24 protein-coding genes and 1 pseudogene are annotated in these 22,833 nt (G+C 68.5%); 2 read left to right on the top strand and 23 right to left on the bottom strand.

The window, feature by feature from the left end; genetic code table 11:
• The 3 genes from A8M77_RS37560 to A8M77_RS33235 all read right to left on the bottom strand — a co-directional run.
• The coding region (locus A8M77_RS37560; protein WP_143694865.1) for an ESPR-type extended signal peptide-containing protein at positions 1-101 on the bottom strand (101 nt) is incomplete at its 3' end.
• Positions 102-155: 54 nt separating this feature from the next.
• Positions 156-1,907 carry a ShlB/FhaC/HecB family hemolysin secretion/activation protein gene (locus A8M77_RS33240; protein WP_086925743.1) on the bottom strand — a complete coding sequence of 584 codons (1,752 nt, stop codon included), beginning with the start codon at positions 1,905-1,907 and terminating at the stop codon, positions 156-158.
• Between the two features lie 351 nt (positions 1,908-2,258).
• Complete coding sequence (locus A8M77_RS33235) at positions 2,259-2,957, bottom strand: ABC transporter ATP-binding protein (RefSeq protein ID WP_086925742.1); 699 nt, start codon at positions 2,955-2,957, stop codon at positions 2,259-2,261.
• A 17-nt stretch (positions 2,958-2,974) separates the two neighbouring features.
• On the opposite strand from A8M77_RS33235, the gene A8M77_RS33230 reads away from it, so the two are divergent.
• Positions 2,975-3,631, top strand: a complete 657-nt coding sequence (locus A8M77_RS33230) for an arylesterase (RefSeq protein ID WP_192871716.1) — start codon at positions 2,975-2,977, stop codon at positions 3,629-3,631.
• An 80-nt stretch (positions 3,632-3,711) separates the two neighbouring features.
• On the opposite strand, the gene A8M77_RS33225 is transcribed toward A8M77_RS33230, so the two are convergent.
• Complete coding sequence (locus A8M77_RS33225) at positions 3,712-3,915, bottom strand: hypothetical protein (protein ID WP_086925741.1); 204 nt, start codon at positions 3,913-3,915, stop codon at positions 3,712-3,714.
• Between the two features lie 68 nt (positions 3,916-3,983).
• The gene (locus A8M77_RS33220) at positions 3,984-5,180 is read right to left on the bottom strand and encodes a cystathionine beta-lyase (RefSeq protein WP_086925740.1); all 1,197 of its coding nucleotides are present in this window, start codon (positions 5,178-5,180) and stop codon (positions 3,984-3,986) included.
• A 204-nt stretch (positions 5,181-5,384) separates the two neighbouring features.
• Here A8M77_RS33220 and A8M77_RS33215 point away from each other — a divergent pair, with 204 nt between their 5' ends.
• On the top strand, positions 5,385-5,831 hold the full coding sequence (locus tag A8M77_RS33215) for a VOC family protein (RefSeq protein WP_086925739.1): 447 nt from the start codon (positions 5,385-5,387) through the stop codon (positions 5,829-5,831).
• 106 nt (positions 5,832-5,937) lie between these two features.
• Here the strand turns inward: A8M77_RS33215 and A8M77_RS33210 are convergent, their stop codons facing one another.
• The 18 genes and pseudogenes from A8M77_RS33210 to A8M77_RS37085 all read right to left on the bottom strand — a co-directional run.
• On the bottom strand, positions 5,938-6,462 hold the full coding sequence (locus tag A8M77_RS33210) for a phosphoribosyltransferase (protein ID WP_086925738.1): 525 nt from the start codon (positions 6,460-6,462) through the stop codon (positions 5,938-5,940).
• A gap of 31 nt (positions 6,463-6,493) precedes the next feature.
• The gene (locus A8M77_RS33205; RefSeq protein ID WP_086925737.1) at positions 6,494-7,825 is read right to left on the bottom strand and encodes an adenylosuccinate synthase; all 1,332 of its coding nucleotides are present in this window, start codon (positions 7,823-7,825) and stop codon (positions 6,494-6,496) included.
• A gap of 19 nt (positions 7,826-7,844) precedes the next feature.
• Positions 7,845-8,996 (bottom strand): ATP phosphoribosyltransferase regulatory subunit, encoded by a 1,152-nt coding sequence (locus tag A8M77_RS33200; RefSeq protein WP_086925736.1) that lies wholly within the window; start codon positions 8,994-8,996, stop codon positions 7,845-7,847.
• 44 nt (positions 8,997-9,040) lie between these two features.
• Positions 9,041-9,229, bottom strand: coding sequence for a DUF2065 domain-containing protein (locus tag A8M77_RS33195; protein ID WP_086925745.1), 189 nt, complete (start codon positions 9,227-9,229; stop codon positions 9,041-9,043).
• Positions 9,230-9,245: 16 nt separating this feature from the next.
• Positions 9,246-10,145 (bottom strand): protease modulator HflC, encoded by a 900-nt coding sequence (gene hflC / locus A8M77_RS33190; RefSeq protein WP_086925735.1) that lies wholly within the window; start codon positions 10,143-10,145, stop codon positions 9,246-9,248.
• Positions 10,146-10,158: 13 nt separating this feature from the next.
• Positions 10,159-11,490, bottom strand: coding sequence for an FtsH protease activity modulator HflK (hflK, locus tag A8M77_RS33185; protein ID WP_086925744.1), 1,332 nt, complete (start codon positions 11,488-11,490; stop codon positions 10,159-10,161).
• A 52-nt stretch (positions 11,491-11,542) separates the two neighbouring features.
• Entirely contained in the window at positions 11,543-12,736 is a 1,194-nt protein-coding gene (hflX, locus tag A8M77_RS33180) for a GTPase HflX (protein WP_086925734.1), read from the bottom strand.
• Between the two features lie 52 nt (positions 12,737-12,788).
• Positions 12,789-13,034, bottom strand: a complete 246-nt coding sequence (gene hfq / locus A8M77_RS33175) for an RNA chaperone Hfq (RefSeq protein ID WP_086925733.1) — start codon at positions 13,032-13,034, stop codon at positions 12,789-12,791.
• A 201-nt stretch (positions 13,035-13,235) separates the two neighbouring features.
• Positions 13,236-14,582 (bottom strand): ribosome biogenesis GTPase Der, encoded by a 1,347-nt coding sequence (gene der, locus A8M77_RS33170; RefSeq protein WP_086925732.1) that lies wholly within the window; start codon positions 14,580-14,582, stop codon positions 13,236-13,238.
• 27 nt (positions 14,583-14,609) lie between these two features.
• Positions 14,610-15,734: an outer membrane protein assembly factor BamB gene (bamB, locus tag A8M77_RS33165; protein WP_443273438.1), complete on the bottom strand. Its 1,125-nt coding sequence runs from the start codon at positions 15,732-15,734 to the stop codon at positions 14,610-14,612.
• Positions 15,735-15,761: 27 nt separating this feature from the next.
• Positions 15,762-16,463, bottom strand: a complete 702-nt coding sequence (locus A8M77_RS33160) for a YfgM family protein (protein WP_086925730.1) — start codon at positions 16,461-16,463, stop codon at positions 15,762-15,764.
• Positions 16,464-16,469: 6 nt separating this feature from the next.
• Entirely contained in the window at positions 16,470-17,780 is a 1,311-nt protein-coding gene (gene hisS / locus A8M77_RS33155; protein WP_086925729.1) for a histidine--tRNA ligase, read from the bottom strand.
• Positions 17,781-17,793: 13 nt separating this feature from the next.
• A complete protein-coding gene (ispG, locus tag A8M77_RS33150; RefSeq protein ID WP_086925728.1) occupies positions 17,794-19,080 on the bottom strand; it encodes a flavodoxin-dependent (E)-4-hydroxy-3-methylbut-2-enyl-diphosphate synthase in 1,287 nt (428 codons plus the stop codon).
• Positions 19,077-19,979 (bottom strand): helix-turn-helix domain-containing protein, encoded by a 903-nt coding sequence (locus A8M77_RS33145; RefSeq protein WP_086925727.1) that lies wholly within the window; start codon positions 19,977-19,979, stop codon positions 19,077-19,079. The genes ispG and A8M77_RS33145 overlap by 4 nt, the downstream gene beginning before the upstream one ends.
• Positions 19,972-20,766, bottom strand: coding sequence for a type IV pilus biogenesis/stability protein PilW (gene pilW, locus A8M77_RS33140; RefSeq protein WP_238137061.1), 795 nt, complete (start codon positions 20,764-20,766; stop codon positions 19,972-19,974). Before pilW ends, A8M77_RS33145 begins: the two co-directional genes overlap by 8 nt.
• A gap of 40 nt (positions 20,767-20,806) precedes the next feature.
• Positions 20,807-21,952, bottom strand: coding sequence for a 23S rRNA (adenine(2503)-C(2))-methyltransferase RlmN (gene rlmN / locus A8M77_RS33135; RefSeq protein WP_086925725.1), 1,146 nt, complete (start codon positions 21,950-21,952; stop codon positions 20,807-20,809).
• A gap of 21 nt (positions 21,953-21,973) precedes the next feature.
• A complete protein-coding gene (gene ndk / locus A8M77_RS33130; RefSeq protein ID WP_086925724.1) occupies positions 21,974-22,393 on the bottom strand; it encodes a nucleoside-diphosphate kinase in 420 nt (139 codons plus the stop codon).
• A 168-nt stretch (positions 22,394-22,561) separates the two neighbouring features.
• Positions 22,562-22,833: pseudogene (locus A8M77_RS37085) on the bottom strand (pseudouridine synthase); the annotation flags it as partial.

Genomic DNA, 22,833 nt, shown 5'->3' with positions numbered 1-22,833 from the left:
CCGCCCGCCGAACGGGCCGTCTCAGGGGCGACGACGCAGGTGCCCTGGGCCTGATTGAAGACCAGGCGATAGGCTCGGTTAAGGCTGGCGTGGCGGTGCATGAACTCTCTCCCGGGAAGCGATGCGATATCAGATGTCGTCGACGGGCAGCGCGCTCAGAAACGTTGACGCAGGCTCAGCCACACCCAGGCCGCGGTGCGGCTGCCGTCCTGGTTGCGCCCGCTGACGCCGCTGCCGGGGTTGTTGCCCAGCGGCACGGCCAGGGTGAGGCTGGCGGCCAGGCCGGTGGGGCTGGTCCAGTTCAAGCCCACGCCGGCGGCGGCCAGACCGTAGGTGTTGTGGCCGCTGTTGCGCGTGTCCCAGCCGGCCCACGGATGGCGGTGCTGGCGCACGACGCCGCCATCGAGAAAGACGAAGCCGTCAAAGACGCCGGGAGCGTTCCAGGCAAGCGGCCGATGCAGTTCCAGCTGCATCAGGTGGGCGCTGTCGCCCAGTCCGTCGTCCCCTGGGAAGGCTCGCACGCCCGAGGGGCCGCCCAGGGCCATCTTCTGCGAGGCATCGAGGTTGCGCGAGGCAAACTGGCCCGCCAGGCGCATGCGCCAGTACCACGGCGCATCGAGGTTCTGCTCGCGCCGCAGCTCGTAGCTCAACCGCGTGGCGATGCCGGCGGCTCGCGGCCCGGCCGCGTCTTGCATGCGGTCGACAGGCTCGCCCAGTGTCAGGCGGCTTTGCCCGAGGGCGACGCGCCAATCGCTGATGCCACCGCCGCCCCAGCCGTCGCGGGCATTGCCCCACAGGGCGAGCGTCGCACTGTCGACGCGGCGCTGGCGCAGCGTGGCGCCCAGGGTGTCGTCGTTGTAGCGGCCCTGCTCCGCGCTCAGACCGATCCAGACGCTGGCATCACCGCTGCGCTTCAGCGGGTAGGCCAGGCCCAAGCTGGTGGTACGGGCACTGCCGCGCGCGTCCAAGGCACTGAAGTCACCACCCAGGCGGTAGTGAAGTTCAGAATGGGCCAGGCTGGCACGCCAGCCGTCAGAGCCCAGCGGCACGCTGTAGCCGGCACTGAGATAGTCCAGGCGTTGAGCGGCCAGGGCTGTGAAGGTGACCTGGTCGCCTCGGCCGGAGAGGTTGTTGAGTGCGAGCTGCGCATTCGCCTGCGCGCGACCGGTGAAGCGGCTGCCGGCGTTGCCCAGGCCGACCTGGCCGCTGAAGAGCGGCTCGTCCTGGATATGGAGGGCCAGGTCGCTGGTGCCGGTTTGCGTGCCTGCCTGCAGCACGCCGTCGGCGCGCACGCCGGGCAGGTCGTTGGCCAGCAGCAGACCGCGTTCGAGGTCGGCTTGTGAGTAGGGCTCGCCCGGGCGCAGGCGGCGGGCGACCACGGCTTCGACGAAGGCTCCGTCAGCGCGCTGCGGCACTGGTTCCGCTGGGATGACGCGGCCGAAGCGGCCTTCGATGACGCGCACGCGCAGGGTGCCAGCACTGGCGTCCTGGGGTGGGATCAGCACACGGGCGAACCACCCGCGATCGCGGTATGTCGCGACGAGGGTTTGCGCGGCGGCTTGCAGTTCACCGAGGCTCAATGGCTTGCCACGATAGGGATCGAGCTGGCGTGCCAGGTCGTCGGCCGGAATGAGGCCGGCGCCTTCGATGCTGAAGTGCTGGATGGTCAGCAGTGGGCCACCGAGGTCGACTGCCGCCTCGGCGGGACGGGAGGGTGGCGCCACTGCGGGCGGCGGGGGCTGCAGGGTTTGCTCGATCTGGCGCTGGAGCTGGCCCGCGCCGGGGACGTTGGCCGCGGGCGGTATGGCCTGCGCCTGCACAGCGGCGGCAGTCAGCGTCAGCGCCGCAGCCAGGCAAGGATGGGCAAGCCGCGTCGCGGACAGTCGATGGGTCAGGGCAGATCGCATTGGGAAATCCTCGAGAGCTGTGGCAGTCGCCGAGCAGGTCTTGCCGGCGCGGAGACGAGCGCCGGCAAGAGCCTCGCCGCCCACGGCAAAGAAGATTCCGGGTCCGGCTCAACCGGTACTTGTTGGCCTCAGCAACAAGGGACAACCTCGAAGGAAAGGCGTACGGTTGCGGCGCCGCCGATTCTCTGGAGGCCTGCGGCCACCAGCGGAATCACGCGACAAAAAACGACATTTGCTCTTCCCGTCTGCATTCGGTCACTGCAGGGGATGCGCGTTACTGCCTTCGCGCCGGATGGCTGCATGCCAGCCCATGCGCCCCAGGGCCCACGTGGCGAATCGTGCCAACAGGTCTTACACGCCCTGGTCGTCGAAGCCCACGCGCCCGGCCTCGATGGTGATGCGGCGCTCGCACTGCGCGGCGATCCCGCGGTCGTGCGTCACCAGCACCAGCGTGGTGCCCAGCTCGCGGTTGAGGTCGAACATCAGCCGCATCACCTGCTCGCCGGTGGCGAAATCCAGGCTGCCGGTGGGCTCGTCGGCCAGCAGCAGCGCGGGCTGCACCACGAAGGCGCGGGCCAGCGCGACCCGCTGCTGCTCGCCGCCGGAGAGCACCTTGGGGTAGTGGTTCAGCCGCTGGCCGAGGCCGACGCGGCCCAGCATCTCGGTAGCCGCCTTGCGCGCGTCGCGCCGGTCGGCCAGCTCCAGCGGCAGCATCACGTTCTCGAGAGCACTCAGGTTGCCCAGCAGCTGGAAGCTCTGGAACACGAAGCCGACCTTGCGGGCCCGCAGCGCGGCGCGCTCGTCCTCGTCGATCGCGAACAGGTCCTCGCCCGCCAGCTTGACGGTGCCGCGGGTGGGTGTGTCCAGGCCGGCGACGATCGACAGCAGCGTGCTCTTGCCCGAGCCCGAGGCGCCGACGATGGCGGCCGTCTCGCGCTCGCCCAGGGTGAAGTCGATGTCCTGCAGAATGTCCAGCGTGCCGGCGGAGTCGGTGACCGACTTGAAGACATGTTCGACGGCGACAATGGCGGCGGGTTGGATCGAGGACATTGAAAGGTGTGGACGTGGTGAATCGGCGTCACTTTATCTTGGCCGGCACGCTGGCCGGCAGCGCGGGATCATGGTCCGCGGGGGTATGGGCCCAGGCCGCGGGCGGCAAGCCGGTGATCCTGGTGGTCGGCGACTCGCTGTCCGCCGAGTATGGACTGAAGCGCGGCGAAGGCTGGGTGCCTCTGCTGGAGAAGCGCCTGGCCGAGCAGAAGATCGCGGCCACGGTGATCAATGCCAGCATCAGCGGCGACACCACCGCCGGCGGGCGAGCGCGGCTCGCGGGCCTGCTGACGCAGCACCGGCCGACGCACGTGGTGCTGGAGTTGGGGGGCAACGATGCGCTGCGAGGTCTCTCGCTGGCCGGCACCGAGGACAACCTCACGCAGATGACCAAGGCGGCCCAGGCAGCCGGCGCCCAGGTGCTGATCGTCGGCATTCAGGTGCCGCCCAACTACGGCAGCGACTACACGCGGCGCTTCGAGGCGATCTTCACCAAGGTGGCGAGCGCGACCAAGGCGGCGCTGGTGCCGTTCCTGCTCAAGGGCATCGCGGACGGACCGGAGGCAGCCACGCTGTTCCAGGCCGATCGCATTCATCCCACCGCCGCGGCCCAGCCACGGATGCTGGACAACGTCTGGCCGACGCTGCGCAAGCTGCTGGGGTCGTCCCGGTAGACAAGACGCAAAAAAAGCCGCTGCGGGCATGCCCGCAGCGGCTCTTTCCTCTACGCCATGCGCCGGTCGGCGCGCTTCGTCTAGCCGTCCTTGGTCGGCTGCTCAGGAATGGTGGGCGGATCACGCTCCAACGATGCGACATCGGTTTCCGGGTCGCCCTGTGCAAGGCCCGGGCTGCTCGGGTTCAATTTGCGGGCAGCCTTCTCCCGAGCCTTGTCTTCCTTCTTCTTCTTCTTGGCCAACTCCTTCTGACGCTTCTCGTAGCCGTAGTTCGGTGTTGCCACGTCTGCTCCTTCCTGAAAGGCAGTCCCGGTGACTGCGTCCGCTCAATGTAAGCGATAACCGAGCCGGTTCAGAGCACCGCGAGGGCTTGTTCGAGGTCGGCGCGCAGGTCGTCCACGTCCTCCAGACCGATCGAGAAGCGCACCAGCGTGCCCTTGTGAGGCCAGTGCGAGACGCCGGGCTCCCGCATCAGGCCGATGTCGTAGGGCACGACCAGGCTCACCGGGCCGCCCCAGGAGTAGCCGAGGCGGAACAGCTGCAGGCCATCGCAGAAGCGGTCCACCTGCGCGGCGCTGTAGCGGTCGTCGAAGACCACCGAGAACAGGCCGGCCGCCAGGTCGGTCGCCCCGCACAGGCGCAGCCAGTTGGCATGGCCGGGTGAGCTCTCCAGCGCCGGGTGCAGCACCTGCGCGATCTCGGCGCGATCGGCCAGCCAGCGGGCCAGTTCGCGGGCGCTGGCGTCGTGCGCCTGGTAGCGCAGGCCCAGGCTGGGCAGCGAGCGCAGGAGGGTCTCGACGTCGCCGACGCCGATGCCGAAGCCCATGCGCATGTGGCTGAGCTTCAGGGCGCGGTGCAGCCGCTCATCGCGCGTGACCACGCTGCCCATCAGCACGTCACCGCCGCCACTCGGGTACTTGGTGAGCGCGTGGATCGAGATGTCCACGCCCTGCCCACTGCCGTTGAAATCGAAGGGGGCGAAGGCCAGGCCTGCGCCCCAGGTGTTGTCCAGCGCGGTGAGGACGCCGCGCGCGCGGCAGGCCGCCACCAGCGCCGGCAGATCCGGGAATTCCATGGTGACGGAACCAGGCGCCTCCACCCACACCAGCCGGGTGCGATCGGACAGCTTGGCTGCGAGATCGGCCGGGTTCATCGGGTCGTAGAGCCGGTGCGTGATGCCGAAGTTGGCCAGCTCGCCGCTGCACAGCGCCTTGTTCGGGCCATAGGCGTTGTCGGGCACCAGCACCTCGTCGCCGGTTTTCAGGAAGGCGAAGGCCACCAGCGCGATGGCTGCCAGGCCGCTGGGCACCAGCAGGCACTCGTTGCCACCTTCCAGCGTGGCCAGCCGCTCTTCCAGCGTGAAGGTGGTGGGGGTGCCGTGCAGGCCATAGGTGTAGCCGGCCTTGGTCTTCCAGTCGCGCGCACGCATGGCGGCGACGTCGGCGAAGAAGACGGTGGAGGCCTTGTAGACGCCGGGCTGGGGCGCGGCGAAATGGGATGGCGGCTTGTAGGGGTGATGGATCAGTTCGGTGATGGGCTTCTTCGGCATGGCGCCATGCTAGTCGACGCCGGCCGCGGGGCGTCCGACAATGGCCGCATGCTGCTGACGCGAGCGCCCTGCCCCCGGCTGCGCCCCTTCGTCCGTTCGCTGTGGGCGGCGGTTCCGGCCGGCTGCGCATCCGCTGGGCCATTGCGCGAGCATGTGCTGCCGACCGGCGACATGGCGACACCCATTGTTCGACAGGAGTTCCCGATGGTCATTCATGAGCTTTTCGCCTACCTCTGCGTCGGCGATACCGCCAAGGCGATCGCCTGGTATGGCGAGGTGTTCGGCACGACCGAAAAATTCAGGCTGACCGAGCCCTCGGGCCGCATCGGCCACGCGGAGCTGGATTTCGGCGGCACGACGCTGATGCTGTGCGACGAATTTCCCGAATACGGCATCCGCGGCCCTCTGAGTGTCGGCGCGACCTCGGTCACGATCCATCTGCACGTGGATGATGCGGATGCGTTGGTCGATCGCGCGGTGAAGGCCGGCGCCACGCTCGAGATCGCGGTGCAGGACCAGTTCTACGGCGAGCGCTCGGGTTCCTTCAAGGACCCTTTCGGCCACCGCTGGAACGTGGGCCACAGCATCGAGGAGCTGTCGCCCGAGGAGATGCAGCGGCGCTACACCGAGCTGATGAAGTCGGGCGAATAGCAGCGAGGATGGCGGCCGCCGCCGGGCCGCCCCAAGTCGGCCGCGCCGCCCCCTCGGGCGGGAGTTACACGGAGCGAAGCGCAGTGAAAAGCCGGGGGCTTTTTCTCTAGACGGACCACTTCTCGATCAGCTTCTCGGCACCGAGCGAGTCGTAGCCCTCGAAGGGCTGGTGGATCCAGGGATTCGTGGGCAGGTACTCGACCGAGTAGTCCGGCGTGAAGGTGGACAGCGCCTTGGTCCAGATGACGGCGCTGCGCAGCTCGGTGATCGGCTGGTAGTTGCTCTTGAGCATCTCCACCACCGCGTGCAGCGTATGGCCGGAGTCGGCCAGGTCGTCCACCAGCAGCACGCGGCCCGCGATCTCGCCCTTTGGCGTCGTGATGTAGCGCGCAATGTCCAGGTGCCCCTGGATCGTGCCGGCATCAGCCCGGTAGGAACTGGTGGACATGATCGCCAGCGGCTTGTCGAAAATGCGCGAGAGCACGTCGCCCGGCCGCATGCCGCCCCGCGCCAGGCACAGGATGGTGTCGAACTGCCAGCCCGACTGGTGCACCTTGATCGCGAGCTTCTCGATCAGGTTGTGGTACTCGTCATAGCTCACGTACAGGTGTTTGCCGTCTTCGGTCAGCATGGGAAGCCTTCTTCTCGTGGTGGTCGTTCGGTCAATCTGCCAGGTAGGGATGGCGCATCATGATGGTGTGGTCGCGGTCCGGGCTGGTCGACACCATGTGGATCGGCACGCCCGTGACCTGCTCGATGCGCTGCAGGTAGAGCCTCGCATTGACCGGCAGCTTGTCGTAGTGGGTGATACCCACCGTGCTCTCGCTCCAGCCCTCCAGCGTCTCGTAGACCGGCTTGCAGCGCGCGATCTCGTCGGCCCCCAGCGGCAGGATGTCGGTGTATTCGCCGTCGAGCTGGTAGCCGGTGCACAGCTGCAGCTCCTTCAGGCCGTCCAGCACGTCGAGCTTGGTGATGCAGAGGCCGGAGAGGCCGTTGACCTGGGCAGAGCGCTTGAGCAGCGCCGCGTCGAACCAGCCGCAGCGGCGGCTGCGGCCGGTGGTCACGCCCTTCTCGGCGCCCACGGTGCTGAGGTGCCAGCCGACGGTGCCGGGCTTGTCCCATTCGAGCTCGGTCGGGAAGGGGCCGCCGCCGACGCGCGTGCAGTAGGCCTTGGTGATGCCGAGGACGTAGTGCAGCAGGCCCGGGCCCACGCCCGCGCCGGCTGCGGCGTTCCCGGCCACGCAGTTGCTGGAGGTGACGTAGGGGTACGTGCCGTGGTCCACGTCGAGCAGCGTGCCCTGCGCGCCCTCGAACAGCAGGTTGGCGCCGGCGCGATGGGCGTCGTTGAGCTCGCGCGACACATCGGCCATCATGGGCCTGAGCAGTTCGGCGTGGCGCATGGCCTCGTCGTAGACCGCGTCGAATTCGATCGCCGGCGCACTCAGCACCTGCGTGAGCACATGGTTGTGCAGCTCGAGCAGCACGCGCAGCTTGTCGGCGAAGCGCTCGGGATGCTTCAGGTCCTGCACGCGCAGGGCACGGCGCGCGATCTTGTCCTCGTAGGCCGGGCCGATGCCGCGGCCGGTGGTCCCGATCTTCTCGATGCCGCCCTTCTCGCGGTAGGCCTCGCGCGCGATGTCCAGCGCCGCATGGAAGGGCAGGATCAACGGGCAGGCTTCGCTGATGCGCAGGCGCGAACGCACCTCGACACCGGCCTTCTCCAGTCCCTCGATCTCCTCGAACAGCTTGGCCGCCGACAACACCACGCCATTGCCGATGTAGCACTTGACGCCGGGCCGCATGATGCCGCTGGGGATCAGGTGCAGCGCAGTCTTCACGCCGTTGATGACCAGCGTGTGGCCCGCGTTGTGGCCACCCTGGAAGCGCACCACGCCCTGCGCGCTCTCGGTCAGCCAGTCGACCAGTTTGCCCTTGCCCTCGTCGCCCCATTGGGTGCCGACGACGACCACGTTTCGTCCGGTGGTGATGCTCATGATGTTGCGCTTCTCAGATTCAGATGCTTTGGACTTTCCACTGCCCGCCCTGCTCGACCAGTTCGCGGTCGCAGTGGAATTCGTCGATCTCGCTCTCGTGGCCGGGCAGCACGCAGACCACGGTTTCGCCCCGGCCGCGCAGGTCGGCGATCGTCCGGCCCAGACCCGCGGCATCGCTCCAGGGCGCGCGGATGGCGGCGCGCAGCGGCCGCGCGGGCAGCACGCCCACCAGCTCGCGCACGTCGAGGCTGAAACCGACCGCCGGACGGTTGCGGCCGAATACCGCCCCCACTTCGTCGTAGCGGCCGCCGCGCACCAGCGCGTCGCTGGCGCCCTCGGTGTAGATGCCGAAACGCATGCCGCTGTAGTAGGCGTAGCCGCGCAGGTCGGCCAGGTCGAAGCTCACCCGGGCGCCGTCGAGCCTGCCGGCCAGTTGCTTCAGGTCGGACAGCGCGTGGCGCATGGCCGCCGTGTCGGGCAGCACCTTGGCCGCTTCGTCGAGTACCGCGGCATCGCCATAAAGCTGCAGTAGCGCCAGCAGGCCCTGGCGCGAGGCAGCGGGAAAGCCGGCGGTGATCCCTCCCAGGCCGCTGGCGTCCTTGGCAGCCAGGGCCGCGTGCACGCGCGCGATGGTGGCTGCGTCGACCGGGACGCCGGCGAACAGCGCCCGCACGATGCGCGCATCGGCCAGGTCGACGATGACGGGGTTCCTCACGCCGGCTGCGCGCAGGCAGTCCAGCGCCAAGCGCAGCACCTCGGTGTCGGCCTCCAGGCCGGCATGGCCGTAGATCTCGGCGCCGAACTGCAGGGGCTCGCGCGTCGCATGCGGGCGATCGGGACGGGTGTGGAGCACCGGGCCGCAGTAGCACAGCCGGGCGACGCCGCGGCGGTTGAGCAGGTGAGCGTCGATGCGGGCCACCTGGGGGGTGGTGTCGGCACGCAGGCCCATGCTGCGCCCGGAGAGCTGGTCCACCAGCTTGAAGGTCTGCAAGTCCAGCGCCTCGCCGGTGCCGGACAGAAGAGATTCCAGGTGCTCAAGGAGGGGCGGCATCACCAGTTCGTAGCCGTAGCCACGGGCGGTGTCGAGCAGCTGGCGTCGAAGTTCTTCGATGTGACGCGCCTCGGAGGGCAGCACATCGGCAATGTGATCCGGGAGGACCCAGGCTGACATGGGGATCGGGGGCGTGGTTAAACCCGGATTCTACCGGGCCACCGCTAGGCCAGAATCCAGAGGAGGAAGAGACCCAGGAGGATGCTGCAGAGGCCGAAAAAGCGCAGTTGCCCGTCGCGCAGCTGCATGAGCTGGCCGAAGCCGCGCCGCCAGCCGCCTGGCGAGATGAAGGGCAGGATGCCCTCGATCACCAGCACGAGCGCCAGCGCGCTCCAGAAGGTCTCCCCGCTCACGCCGGCACCGGATTTGCTATCGGCGGGGGGCCGCGGCGGCACCGCCCGAGCTCTGCATCGCGCGGAAGAAGTCGGACGAGGGATCCAGCACCATCACGTCGCTCTTCTTGTTGAAGCTCTGCTTGTAGGCATCGAGGCTGCGGTAGAACTGCGCGAACTGCGGATCGCGGCCGAAGGCCTCGGCATAGGCCGAGGCGGCGCGTGCGTCGCCCTCGCCCTTGATCTTCTGCGCATCGCGGTAGGCATTGGCCACGATCACCTCGCGCTGGCGGTCGGCATCGGCGCGGATCTTCTCGCCCTCGGCGAAGCCGGTGGAACGCAGCTCGTTGGCCACGCGCTTGCGCTCGGCCTCCATGCGGCGGTAGACCGATTCGGTGATCGCCTCGACGTAGTCGACCCGCGTGACGCGCACGTCGATGATGTCGATGCCCCAGGGCTTGGTGCCCTTCACCACCGCCAGGGCCTCTCGCTGCACGTCGCTCATGAGGGCCTCGCGGCGCGTGGAGATCAGCTCGCGCACGGTGCGCTTGTTGACGTTCTCCTGGAAGGCGTTGCGCACCACGCGGTTGAGCTGCACGGCGCCGGCGTTCTCGTCGAGGCCGACGTTGCGGATGTACTCCGAGGGGTTGGTGATGCGCCAGCGCACGTACCAGTCGATCACCACGCGCTGCTTCTCTGCCGTGAGCATGGGCTCCGGGTCGAGGCTGGACAGCGTGAGCAGCCGCTTGTCGATGTACGACACGTTCTGGAAAGGCGGCGGCAGCTTGAAGTTCAGGCCCGGCTCGGTGATCACTTCCTTGATCTGCCCCAGGGCGTAGACCACCCCGAACTGGCGCTGGTCGACCACGAAGAGCGTGGAGCTCAGGAGCGCGAGCGCCACCAGGATGGATGAAACGATGAAGCCTATTCTGTTCATTGTTGTGTTCTCCTCAGCGCACGTCCCGGTCACGCGAGCGGCCGTCGCGCGCGCGGGATTCGCCCGGTGGTGCGACCGGGATCACCGACGACTGGGTCGGCGCGGTGCCCGCCACGCTCGGGCTGGCGCCGTCAGCCGGCGCGCCGGCCGCGCCTTGCCCGCTCATCTGGACGAGCTTGTCGAGCGGCAGGTACAGGAGGTTCGACCCTTGCTTGGAATCGACCAGCACCTTGGTCGTGTTGGTGTAGATCTGCTGCATGGCGTCGGTGTACATCCGGTCGCGGGTGACCTGAGGGGCACGCTGGTACTCGGCGAGCACCGAGCTGAAGCGCTGCGCATCGCCCTGCGCCTGCGCGATGATGCGCGCCTTGTACGCCTCGGACTCCTCCTTGAGGCGCGAGGCGGTACCGGTGGCGCGCGGCACCACGTCGTTGGCATAGGCCTGGGCCTCGTTCTTGGTGCGCTCGCGCTCCTGGCCGGCCTTGAGCACGTCGTCGAAGGCCGCCTGGACCTGCTCCGGCGGACGCAGCCCGCCCTGCTGCAGGTTGATGCCGACCACCTCGATGCCCACCTTGTAGCGGTCCAGGATGTTCTGCATCAGCGCGCGCACGCGCGGCGCGATCTGGTCGCGCTCCTCGGCCAGCGCCGCGTCCATCTTCATCTTGCCGACGACCTCGCGCACGGCGGTCTCGGCCACCTGGACCACCGCGTCGGTCGGCGTCTTGCTCTCGTACAGGTAGGCGCGCGCATCGCTCAGGCGGTACTGCACGGCGAACTTGATCTCGACGATGTTCTCGTCCTCGGTGAGCATGGCGGAGTCGCGCAGGCCGGTGGAGCGCACGATGGTGTCGCGGCCCACGTCCATCGAGCGGATCTGGGTCACGACCACGATCTCGTGGCGCTGGATCGGGTACGGCAGGCGCCAGTTGAAGCCGGCGCCGACGGTCGCCTTGTAGCGCCCGAACTGCGTGATCACGGCCTGCTGGCCTTCGTTGACGATGAAGAAGCCGGTGCCCAGCCAGATCAGCACGGCGACCGCCGCGACCAGGCCCAGGCCGACGCCGGCGTTCTTCATGTCCGGCTTCATGCCGTTGCCGCCATTGCCGCCGTTGGGGCGCCCGCCGTTGCCGCCGCGGCCGCCGCCGAACAGCCCACCGAGCTTTCGGTTGAAGTCGCGCCAGAGTTCATCCAGGTCCGGCGGGCCCTGGTTCGGCCCCTGGCCGCGCGGACGGTTGTTGTTGCCGGAAGGGCCCGAATCCTCGTCGGGCCGGTTGGCGTTCGGACGGTCGCTGTTCGAGGAGGGCTCGTCGCCCCGGCCCCAACGGCCATCGTTCAGGTTGAAGATGCCCTGAAACCGTCTCCACACTGGCTTTGCATTCATTCGTCGAGTTCTCTGGTCAGTGGGGGGATTGTGCCAATGCGCCGAAGTCATCGTGCAATTCGGTGCCCGACTCTGGGGTCATGCCCTGCTGCTGCGCCGCCAGCGCGCGGCGCGCGAGCTCGGTTCGCAGCAGGGGCAGGCCCTCGCCGCTGTGGGCGCTCAGGAAGATGCGCGCCACCTGCGTGCCATCGACCTCGATCTCGTCGGTCAGGGCGACCGGCCGCTGCGCGTCCTCAAGCGCGTCCAGCTTGTTGAAGACCAGAAGCTGCGGCACGGTATCGGCGCCGATCTCTTTCAGCACCGCTTGCACCTCTGCCATCTGCTCGGGATGGTGTGGGTTGGAGGCATCCACCACGTGCAGCAGCAGGTCGGCATCGACCGCCTCCTGCAGCGTGGCCTTGAAGGCGTCGATCAGGCCGTGCGGCAGTTCGCGGATGAAGCCCACCGTGTCGGAGATCGACACCTTGCGGTTCGCGTCGCCCAGGTACAGGTGCCGCGTGGTGGTGTCCAACGTGGCGAAGAGCTGGTCGGCCGCATAGGCGCGCGCCTTCACCAGCGCATTGAACAGGGAGGACTTGCCGGCGTTGGTATAGCCCACCAGCGAAATGTTGAAGGTGTCGCGCCGCTCGCGCTGGCGGCGCTGGGTGCCGCGCTGGCGCTGCACCTTGGCCAGGCGCTCGCGCGTGCGGCGGATGGCGTCGCCGATCATCCGGCGGTCGAGCTCGATCTGCGTCTCGCCCGGGCCACCGCGCGTGCCGATGCCGCCGCGCTGGCGCTCCAGGTGGGACCAGCGGCGCACCAGGTGCGTGCTGAGGTATTGCAGGCGTGCCAGCTCGACCTGCAGCTTGCCCTCGTGCGAGCGGGCGCGCTGGGCGAAGATCTCGAGGATCAGGAAGGTACGGTCGTACACCGCCACGCCGAGCTGCCGCTCGAGGTTGCGCTGCTGCGCCGGGCTCAGGGCCTGGTCGAAGATCACCTCGCCGGCGCCGTGCAGTTGGGCCAGCTCACGGATCTCCTCGGCCTTGCCGCTGCCGACGAACAGGGCGGCGTCCGGGGCGCGACGCTTGGCGACCAGGCGCGCGACGGGTTCCAGGCCCGCGGTCTGCGCGAGCAGGCCGAGTTCCTCGAGTTCGCCGTCGAAATGGGGCAGCCCGAAATCGACGCCGACGAGAACGACGGCTCCCTCTTTTCGGGAATTCAGTTCAGACAAGCGGTATCAATGGGAAGAAAGCGCGGCGGCAGGGCCACCGCGCTCCGTGCCGTCAGGCGGCAGCTTCGTCGCTCTCGTTCGCCGAGAAGTTGACGGCCCGGCCTGGCACGATGGTGGAGATGGCGTGCTTGTAGACCATCTGGGTCACCGTGTTGCGCAGCAACACGACGTACTGATCGAAAGACTCGATCTGACCTTGCAGCTTGATGCCGTTGACCAGGTAGATGGACACCGGCACATGCTCTCGACGCAAGGTGTTCAGGAAGGGGTCTTGTAGGAGTTGCCCTTTATTGCTCACGATATTCTCCGTGTTCAAGAGTAGTTGTTGGACCAGCCACCTTAACACAGCACTTCCGCACCGCAGCACGAAACCCTATTGGCCCCTGAAAAATAACGGCACCCGAAGGCCGGAACTTTGAGCACGGGCCGGGCTCCGCGACCAGGTGCTTGCCCCGAAATGCGGCACGGGCGCGCCATCGGAGGGCGCAGGTGCCTGGGCTCAGCCGTCCTTGTCGGCGTAGGGATTTTGCTGCGTCTTGAACTCGATGCGCAGCGGCGTGCCCACCAGGTCGAATTCCTTGCGGAAGCGCCCCTCGAGGAAGCGCTTGTAGGCCTCGGTCACGTGCTCCAGCGAGTTGCCGTGGATGACGATCACCGGCGGGTTCATGCCGCCCTGGTGCGCGTAGCGCATCTTGGGCCGGAACATGCCGGACTTCTTGGGCGCCTGGAACTGCACTGCCTCCTGCAGGAGCCGCGTGAGCACCGGCGTCGACATCTTGCGGGTGGCGGACTTGTGGGCCTGCGCGATGGCCTGCCACAGCGGGCCCAGGCCCTGGCGCTTGATGGCGGAGATGAAGTGCAGCGCGGCGAACTTCAGGAAGGCGAGCCGGGTCTCGATCTGGCGCTGGATCTGCTCGCGCTGGTAGCTGTCGACGGCGTCCCACTTGTTGATCGCGATCACCACCGCGCGGCCGCTTTCCAGCACGTAGCCGGCGATGTGGGCGTCCTGGTCGGTCACGCCCTGGGTGGCATCGATCAGGAGCAGCACCACGTTGGCCGACTCGATGGCCTGCAGCGTCTTGACCACCGAGAACTTCTCGATCGCCTCGAACACCCGGCCCTTGCGCCGCAGGCCCGCCGTGTCGATCAACTCGAAGCGCTGGCCGTTGCGCTCGAAGGGCACCGAGATCGCGTCGCGCGTGGTGCCGGGCAGATCGAAGGCCACCAGGCGCTCTTCGCCGAGCCAGGTGTTGATGAGCGTGGACTTCCCAACGTTGGGCCGGCCGGCCACGGCGAGCTTGATCGGCTTGTTGACGTCCTCTTCCTGGTCGTCGTCCTCGTCCGGCTCCGGCAGCGCGAGCGGCTCGAGCGCCAGCTCCACCAGGCTTCGGATGCCCTGCCCGTGCGCGGCCGAGACGCCGTGCACCTCGCCGAAGCCCAGCTCGTAGAACTCGGCCAGCCGGGCGTTGTCGTGCATGCCCTCGGCCTTGTTCGCCACCAGCACGCAGGGCTTGCCCAGGCGGCGCAGCTCGTTGGCGATGTCGTGGTCCTGCGCCGAGAGGCCTTCGCGCGCATCGACGACGAAGATCACCACATCGGCCTCGGCGACGGCCTGGCGGGTCTGCTTGGCCATCTCCTTGAAGATGCCGCTGCCCGCGTCGGGCTCGAAGCCGCCGGTGTCGATCACGATGAACTCGTGCCGGCCCTGGCGGCCGTTGCCGTAGTGGCGGTCGCGGGTGAGGCCGGCGAAGTCGGCGACGATGGCGTCGCGGGTCTGGGTCAGGCGGTTGAACAGCGTCGACTTGCCGACGTTGGGGCGCCCGACCAGCGCAATGACGGGTTTCATGGTCGAGCGCTCACGTTTCTGATGGATTTATTCGGGCCGGTAGCCGAAGACGTTGCCGTTGCGGGTGACCACGACGACCGTGTTGCCCGACAGCACGGGCCGTGCGGCAATGGCGGAGCCGTCCGGCGTGAGGCGGTTGAGTGTCGCGCCGTCCTCGCGCGAGAGCACGTGCAGGAAGCCGGTGGCGTCGCCGAAGATGAGCGAGCGGCCGACGGCGAGCGGCGCGGTCAGCGTCCGGTACTTGAAGCGATCGACCTGCCAGGCACGCTCGCCGTCGTTGCGGCGCCAGGCCACCACGTTGCCGTTCTCCTCGGTGCCGTAGACGAGGCGGTCGTCGCCGCTCAGCCCCTCGGCGCTGCTCGCCGGCTTGGTCCAGATCAGCGTGCCGCGCGAGGTGTCGACGCAGCCGACGCTGGCGTAGTAGGCGCGCGCGCAGACCGAGTCGCCGACGCGGCTCGCGCTGCCGGTCAGGTCGACCAGGCGCTCGACATCGTTGGTGCCACGCGGCGCGGCGATGGGCGACTCCCAGCGCGAGCTGCCGTTGGCCGGGTTGATGCCGACCAGCCGGCCGCCGATGCCAACCACCAGTGTGTCGCCGACCGCAAGCATCACGCCCGGGCGCTTGAGCACCAGGTTCTCGGCGGTGCGCGTCTGGGACCACAGGCGGCGGCCGCTCTGGCCGTCCCAGGCGCTGACGGTGCGGTCCGCGGTCTGCACGAAGACGCGGCGGCCGGCCACCAGCGGCGCAGTGAAGGTCTGCGCCGACAGCCGCTGCCGCCACAACACCTTGCCAGCCTGGAGGGCGACGAGTTCGTTGTCGGTGGTCACCACCGCGGCCAGCGATCCATCGCTGCCCGCGCCGGCCGCCAGCGGCGCCCCCACGCTGGCGCGCCAACTCTCCTGGCCGGAGCGCGCGTCGATCATGACCACCGTGCCATCGGTCGAAGCGACGGTCACCATGTCGCCGCTCACGTCGGTGACGAGCGGGAATTCCACCTTGGGGATGCGGATGCTCCACGCCTGCCGCACGCCCAGCACCGCCTGGACCGGCGGCAGCTCGGCCGGCTTGGGCTTCGACGTGCCGGAGCAGGCGGCGAGTGCGGCGATCACGAGCACGGCAGCGCCTGCGCGCAGGGCGGAAACGGGAAGCATCGAACGACGGCAGGAATTCATGGTGTGTTATTTGGCGGCAGATGCGTTGGCGGCAGGGGCGTTGGCTGCAGCGGGGGCCAGGCTCTGAGGATCGACGCCGACCGCATTGAGCTTGATCTCGACCAGTCGGCGGAACTCGTTAGCCGGCGAGAAGGCGGACCAGGCCTTGCGGTACTCGGCCTTGGCCTCCTCGCGTTTGCCCTGGGCCATGTACACGTCGCCCTTGCGGTCAGCCGCCAGGGCCTCGAACTCCTGGCTGGGCATGCCGGCCGAGAGCTGCTTCAACGCCTCGTCATAGGACTTGGCATCCAGCAGCTCGCCGGCCAGGCGCAGCCGGGCGACGGCCTGGTAGCCGGGATCGGTCCCCTTCTCGACCACCCAGGCCAGCGCCGCGCGCGAGGCCTCGGCATTGCCCTTCTCCTGCAGCACGCGGGCAGCCAGCAGGCCGGCCTGCTGCGCATAGGCAGTGGAGGCGAACTTGTTCTTCATGTCGGCCAGCGCACGCTCGACGCGTGCCGCGTCGCCGGCCTGTGCGCCGCGCTCGAGTTCGTCATAGAGTGCCGAGGCACGCGCTGCCTGATCGCGCTGCCAGTACTGCCAGCCGGTCCATGCCAGGAAGGCGCCGGCGGCGAGCACCACGACCCAGGTGATCAGCGTTCCGTAGGTGTTCCAGAAATGCCGGAGCTGGTCGAGCTGCTCCTGTTCTTCGAGGTCGAGATGGGTGGCCATGCGCTGTCAGTTGTTGGGAGCCGGGGATTGTAGGGTGGCGGCCCAGGCTGCCAGGTCGGCCAGCGGCCGCGCCACCTGGGCGCCGGTGCCGTCGCGCAGAGCCTTGACGGTGACCTCGCCGCGCGCCAGTTCGTCGGCGCCGAAGATCAACGCGTAGGTGGCGCCGCTGCCGTCGGCCTTCTTGAATTGCGACTTGAAGCTGCCCAGGCCGTCGGCAGTGGCCGCGTGCATCTGCGCCCGCACGCCGGCTTCGCGCAGTTGCTGCAGCGTGCGCAGCGCGACCGGCATCGCGGCCGCATCCGGCACCACCGCGTAGGCGTCGGGCACCGGCATGGGGATCGCGGTGCCCTGCTCCTTCAGCAGGTCGAGCACGCGCTCCACGCCGATGGCCCAGCCCACCGCGGGCGCCGGCTTGCCGCCGAGCTGCTCGAACAAGCCGTCGTAGCGCCCACCGGCGCATACCGTGCCCTGCGAACCGAGCCGGTCGGTCACGAATTCGAAGACGCTGAGGTTGTAGTAGTCGAGGCCGCGCACCAAGCGCGGGTTGATGGTGTAGGCGACGCCGTTGGCATCGAGGATCGACTTCAGCCCGTCGAAGTGCGCCAGCGATTCGGCGCCGAGAAAGTCGATCAGCTTGGGCGCCGCTTCCACCACGGCCTTCATTGCCGGGTTCTTCGTGTCGAGGATGCGCAGCGGATTGCTGTGCAGGCGGCGGCGCGCATCCTCGTCGAGCTGGTCGGCATGCGCGTCGAAGTGCGCGATGAGCTGGGCGCGGTGCTGGGCACGCTCGGCCGGCTGGCCCAGGCTGTTGATCTCCAGCCGCACGTCGGTCAGGCCGATGGCCTTCCAGAGGGCGCAGGCCAGCAGCACGAGCTCGGCATCGACGTCCGGCCCGGCGAAGCCCAGCGCCTCGACGTCGATCTGGTGGAACTGGCGGAAGCGCCCTCGCTGCGGCTTCTCGCGCCGGAACATCGGGCCGATGGCCCACAGGCGCTTGCCCCCGTCGTAGAGCATGTTGTGCTCGATCGCGGCGCGCACGATGCCGGCGGTGTTCTCGGGGCGCAGCGTCAAGTGGTCGTTGTCGCCGTACTTGTCCGAGCGGTCGTGGAAGGAATACATCTCCTTCTCGACGATGTCGGTCACCTCGCCAATGCCGCGCACGAACAGCGCCGTGTGCTCCAGGATCGGCGTGCGGACGTTGCGATAGGCATAGCGAGAGGTCACCTCGCGCACGATGCCTTCCAGCCATTCCCACCGCGCCGATTCCGGCGGCAGGGTGTCGTTCATGCCCTTGACGGCATTCAGTTTGTCAGCCATTGGATTGCGAAGCTCAGGCAGCGGTGGCTGCGCCGAAGCGTTTCTCGACGTAGTTTTCGACCAGTTGATGGAACTCGGCGGCGATGTTCTCGCCGCGCAGCGTGAGCGCTTTCTCGCCATCGATGAAGACGGGCGCGGCCGGCGCCTCGCCGGTGCCGGGCAGGCTGATGCCGATGTCGGCATGCTTGCTCTCGCCGGGGCCGTTGACGATGCAGCCCATCACGGCCACCTTCATCGTCTCGACCCCAGGGTACCTGGTGCGCCAGACCGGCATCTGCATGCGCAGGTAGTCGTCGATCTGCTTGGCCAGCTCCTGGAAGGTGGTGCTGGTGGTGCGGCCGCATCCCGGGCAGGCGGTGACGCTGGGCACGAACACACGCAGGCCCAGGGCCTGCAGGATTTCGTTGGCGATCACCACTTCCTGCGTGCGCGATTCGCCGGGCTGGGGCGTGAGCGAGACGCGGATGGTGTCGCCGATGCCTTCCTGCAGCAGGATCGACAGCGCCGTGGCCGAGGCAACCGTGCCCTTGGTGCCCATGCCGGCCTCGGTCAGCCCGAGGTGCAGCGCGTAGTCGCAGCGCTTCGCGAGCTCGCGGTACACCGAGACCAGGTCTTGCACGCCGCTCACCTTGCAGCTCAGGATGATCTGGTCGCCACGCATCCCCATGGATTCAGCCAGTTGCGCGGACCCGATGGCCGAGCTCACCAGCGCCTCGTACATCACCTGCTTGGCATCCCAAGGCTCGGCACGGCGGCTGTTGACGTCCATCAGGCTGGCCAGCAGCTCCTGGTCGAGGCTGCCCCAGTTGACGCCGATGCGCACCACCTTGTTCCAGCGCATGGCGGCCTCGATCATCTGGCCGAACTGGCGGTCGCGCTTGTCGCCCTTGCCCACGTTGCCGGGGTTGATGCGGTACTTGCTGAGCGCCTCGGCACAGGCCGGGAAGTCGGTCAGCAGGCGGTGGCCGTTGTAGTGGAAATCGCCAATCAGCGGCACGTCCACGCCCATGCGGTCGAGCTGCTCGCGGATGTAGGGCACCTGCGCCGCCGCCTCGGGGGTGTTGACGGTAATGCGCACCATCTCCGAGCCGGCCTGCGCCAACTCCTTGACCTGGATCGCGGTGCCGATGGCATCCACCGTGTCGGTGTTGGTCATTGATTGGACCCGCACGGGCGCATCGCCGCCCACCGTGACGATGCGCGGCCCCCAGGCCACGCTTGCCTGGCGGGAACGGCGGGCGCGCGGTGCGGCCGGTTCGATGGGCAGGCAGTTGCCGGAACTCACCAAGTCATCGCTCATGGCTTCACCTCGAAACGTGCAACGCCGCCCGCGCGCGTCAGGGGCTTCAGGTCGAAGGGCTTGCCGCGTACCTGCACGTCGATGCCCGACGCCCGGCCGACCACAACCGACAGCGGCGGCGTGCCCGTCAGGCCGACGGTCTCGCCGGCCTGCACGGTGCGGCGCAGCAAGGACTTGCCGCCGGCCTCGTTCACCGTGACCCAGGATTCCTCGCGGGCGACAAAGACGATCAGGTCGGAGGCGGCGGCCGCGGGCGGGGTCGCAACCGCCTGAGCAACCGGAGCCGGTGCCGCCGGTGCGGGGGCCGCGGCGGGCGCTGCTGCCGGCTGGACCGGCTCGACCACATGTCCGGCCGGCGACGAGGGCGCCACCGCCGACGCGGGCTGGGTATCGGTCGACTCGCCCGGCGCCGTGATGCGAGCGAAGACCTCGCCGAGGCGGTCGAAAAGGGACTGCGGCAGCCAGAACAGCGCGGCCGCGCCGACCAGCAGCAGCACGACCACCGTCAGCAGCGGGCGCGACGGCCGGCCGGCCGGATTGCCGGAGCGTGCTTGCGACGGCAGGGCCTTGCTCATGGTGCGGTCGGCCTCGGCCAGGCCCGCGGGCTGGGCACCCGGCAGCTTGGCCAGGACGGGTGCCGGGTCGATGCGCAGCGCACGGCACACGCTCGCGGCCAGTGCGCGCGCGAACACGGGATCGGGCAAGGCCTCGATGTCGTCGGCTTCCAGCGCCGCCAGCTTCTGCGGCGTCACCTTGAGCGCTGCGGCGACCATGTCCAGATGCAGGCCATGCGCCTCGCGCGCCTCGCGCAACATGTCGCCGGCCGTCATATGGGTCCTGTCGCCGGTCATCAAGGGCACAGTGGCCGAGGCGCCGAACTCGCTCGCCTTCTCAATCATTGAAACTACCGCGCTCATAGGCCACCGCCTCGCGCGACTGGGGGAAGCGCCGCTGCAGTTGGCCGGCAAGCTGCGTCGCCGCCTCGCGGTTGTTGAGCTTGCGCTCGACCTTGATGCCCAGCCACAGCGTCTCGGCGCTGGCCGACGGACCGTTGTTGATGCGGCGGATGTAGAACTGCGCGCGCGACCATTCCTCGCGCTGCGCCAGCAACGAGGCCAGGTTGTAGCCGATCACCGGATTGCCGGCATCGAGCTCGTAGGCCTGCGTCAGGCTGCGTTCGGCCTCGGCGCGCTGACCGGCGCGCAGCTGGCACACGCCCTGGGTCATCAGCGTCTTGGCACGATCGCCATAGGTGGAAATGGCCAGCGCCGCCGAGAACTGCTGCTGCGCGTCGCCGAAGCGGTTCTGCTGGCACAGCAGCCAGCCGTAATTGTGCAGCGTGTTGGGGTCGCGCGGGTTCAGCGCGATCGCACGGCGGAAGCTGTCCTCCGCCAGGCCCGCATCGTCCAGCCGCATGTAGACCAGGCCACGCAGGTTGTAGGCGTCGGGGAAACTCGGATCGGCAACCAGCGCCTGCTTGATCTCGTCCAGCGCCACCGTGGGCTGGCCCTGCTCGAAGTAACCGATCGCCAGTTCGAGGCGCAGACGGGCGCGCTTGCGTGCATTGCCCTCGTCCGAGTCCGTGACGATGCCGGCCGCATTCCCGGCGGTGCTGGGCACGCCGGCTTCCTTGGTCGCACACGCGGCCAGCAGGATGGCGGCAACGACACCGAGCAACGCTTGCATGATCCGCTGCTGCGGGATCGAAGGGGCCTGGATCATCGGTTCATTGCTCCTGGACGGTGGATGCGGCCTTCTTCCGCGCCGGATGCAGCACGACGGTGCGCCGCTCGGCCATGCGCCGGGCCGCGTTGGTGCGATCCTTCACGTCGCCGGCCAGTTGACCGCAGGCGGCGTCGATGTCGTCGCCGCGGGTCTTGCGCACGGTGGTCACGATGCCGGCTTCGCTCAGGAGCTTGGCGAAGGCCAGCACGCGTGGCTGCGGCGAACGCAGCAGGCCCGACGCGGGGAAGGGGTTGAAGGGAATCAGATTGAATTTGCAGGAGATACCCTGCGCCCGCACCAGTTCGATCAGCTGGCGCGCATGCTCGGGCTGGTCGTTCACGCCGTCGAGCATGCAGTACTCGAAGGTGATGAAATCGCGCGGCGCATGCGCCAGGTAGCGCTGGCAGGCATCGAGCAGTTCGGCCAGCGGGTACTTGCGGTTGAGTGGCACCAGGTCGTCGCGCAGCCCATCGTTGGGCGCATGCAGCGACACCGCCAGCGCGACCGGGCAATCGGCGCCGAGCCGATCGATCATGGGAACGACGCCCGAGGTCGACACGGTCACGCGCCGGCGCGACAGGCCATAGGCATTGTCGTCCAGCATGGTGCGCAGGGCCGGCACCAGGGCCGCGTAGTTCTGCAGCGGCTCGCCCATGCCCATCATCACGACGTTGGAGATGACGCGTTCCTCGCGCTTGAGGTGCTTGCGCAGGAAATGCTCGGCAAACCAGAGCTGGGCGACGATTTCGCCGGTGCTCAGGTTGCGGCTGAAGCCCTGGTGCCCGGTGGAGCAGAAGCGGCACCCGACGGCGCAGCCTGCCTGGGAGGATACGCACAGCGTGCCGCGGTCATCCTCGGGAATGAAGACAGCCTCGACCGCGTTGCCATCACCGACGTCGAACAGCCATTTGATGGTGCCGTCGGCCGATTCCTGCTGCGTGAGCACCGGCAAGCCTTCCACGCGCGCATTGCCGGCGAGCTTCTCGCGCAGCGACTTGGCGAGGTCGGTCATCTGCGCGAAGTCGCTCGCGCCGCGCTGATGAATCCAGCGGAACAGCTGCGTGGCCCGGAAACGCTTCTCGCCGAGCCTTTCGCAGAACGCGGCCAGCCCGTCGAGATCGAAGTCGAGCAGGTTGGCCGTGGTCATTGCGGGAGTGCGGGCTCCGCCTCAGCGGGCCTTGAGCTCGGGAAAGAAGAAGGCGATCTCGACCTTCGCGGTTTCGGCGGCGTCGGAGCCGTGCACGGCGTTGGCGTCGATGCTGTCGGCGAAGTCGGCGCGGATGGTGCCGGGGGCAGCCTTCTTCGGGTCGGTGGCGCCCATCAGGTCACGGTTCTTGGTGATCGCATCCTCGCCTTCCAGCGCCTGCACGAACACGGGGCCGGAGATCATGAACTTGACCAGGTCGCCGAAGAACGGACGCTCCTTGTGCACGGCGTAGAACTGCTCGGCGTCAGCCTGCGACAGCTGGACCAGCCTGGCGGCCACGATCTTGAGGCCGGCGGCCTCGAAGCGGGAGACGATCTTGCCGATGACGTTCTTCGCCACGGCGTCGGGCTTGATGATGGAGAGGGTGCGTTCGATGGCCATTGAAGTGCTTTCCTGAGTGCTTGGATTTCGATGAGTTCCGTCAAGCCGCAGCCCACGGCCGCGCTCCCTTGACAAAGCCTCTGATTTTAACCGGCGCGACTGCCGCTCCCGATGACGGGGGCGCCAAAACCGCAGCCGGCGTCTTGTGTGCTCCGGTGACGCGCCCTGTCAGCGGCCTCGGCGGCGGTTGCCGCCGCCCTGGCCGCCGAAATTGCCGCCCGAAGGCCCCCCGCCACCGCCGCGCCGGGAGCGCTGTTCCTTGCGCTGGCGCGAGAAGCTGTCGGCGCCGATGTAGCCCAGCGAGGTCTTCATCGGATCGGGCTGGTTGCCGCCGCCCGGCGCGCTATCACGCCGGGCGCCCTGCCCTTGCCCCTGGGCTTGGCCGCCTTGCCGGTTGCGTCGACCCTGGCCGCCACCACCACCACCACCACCACCACCAC

It is taken from the genome of Variovorax sp. JS1663 (assembly GCF_002157355.1).
Classification (GTDB): Bacteria; Pseudomonadota; Gammaproteobacteria; order Burkholderiales; family Burkholderiaceae_C; genus Variovorax.
Note: the sequence above shows the minus strand (reverse complement) of the source record. Positions and strands in the feature narration are given on the sequence as shown.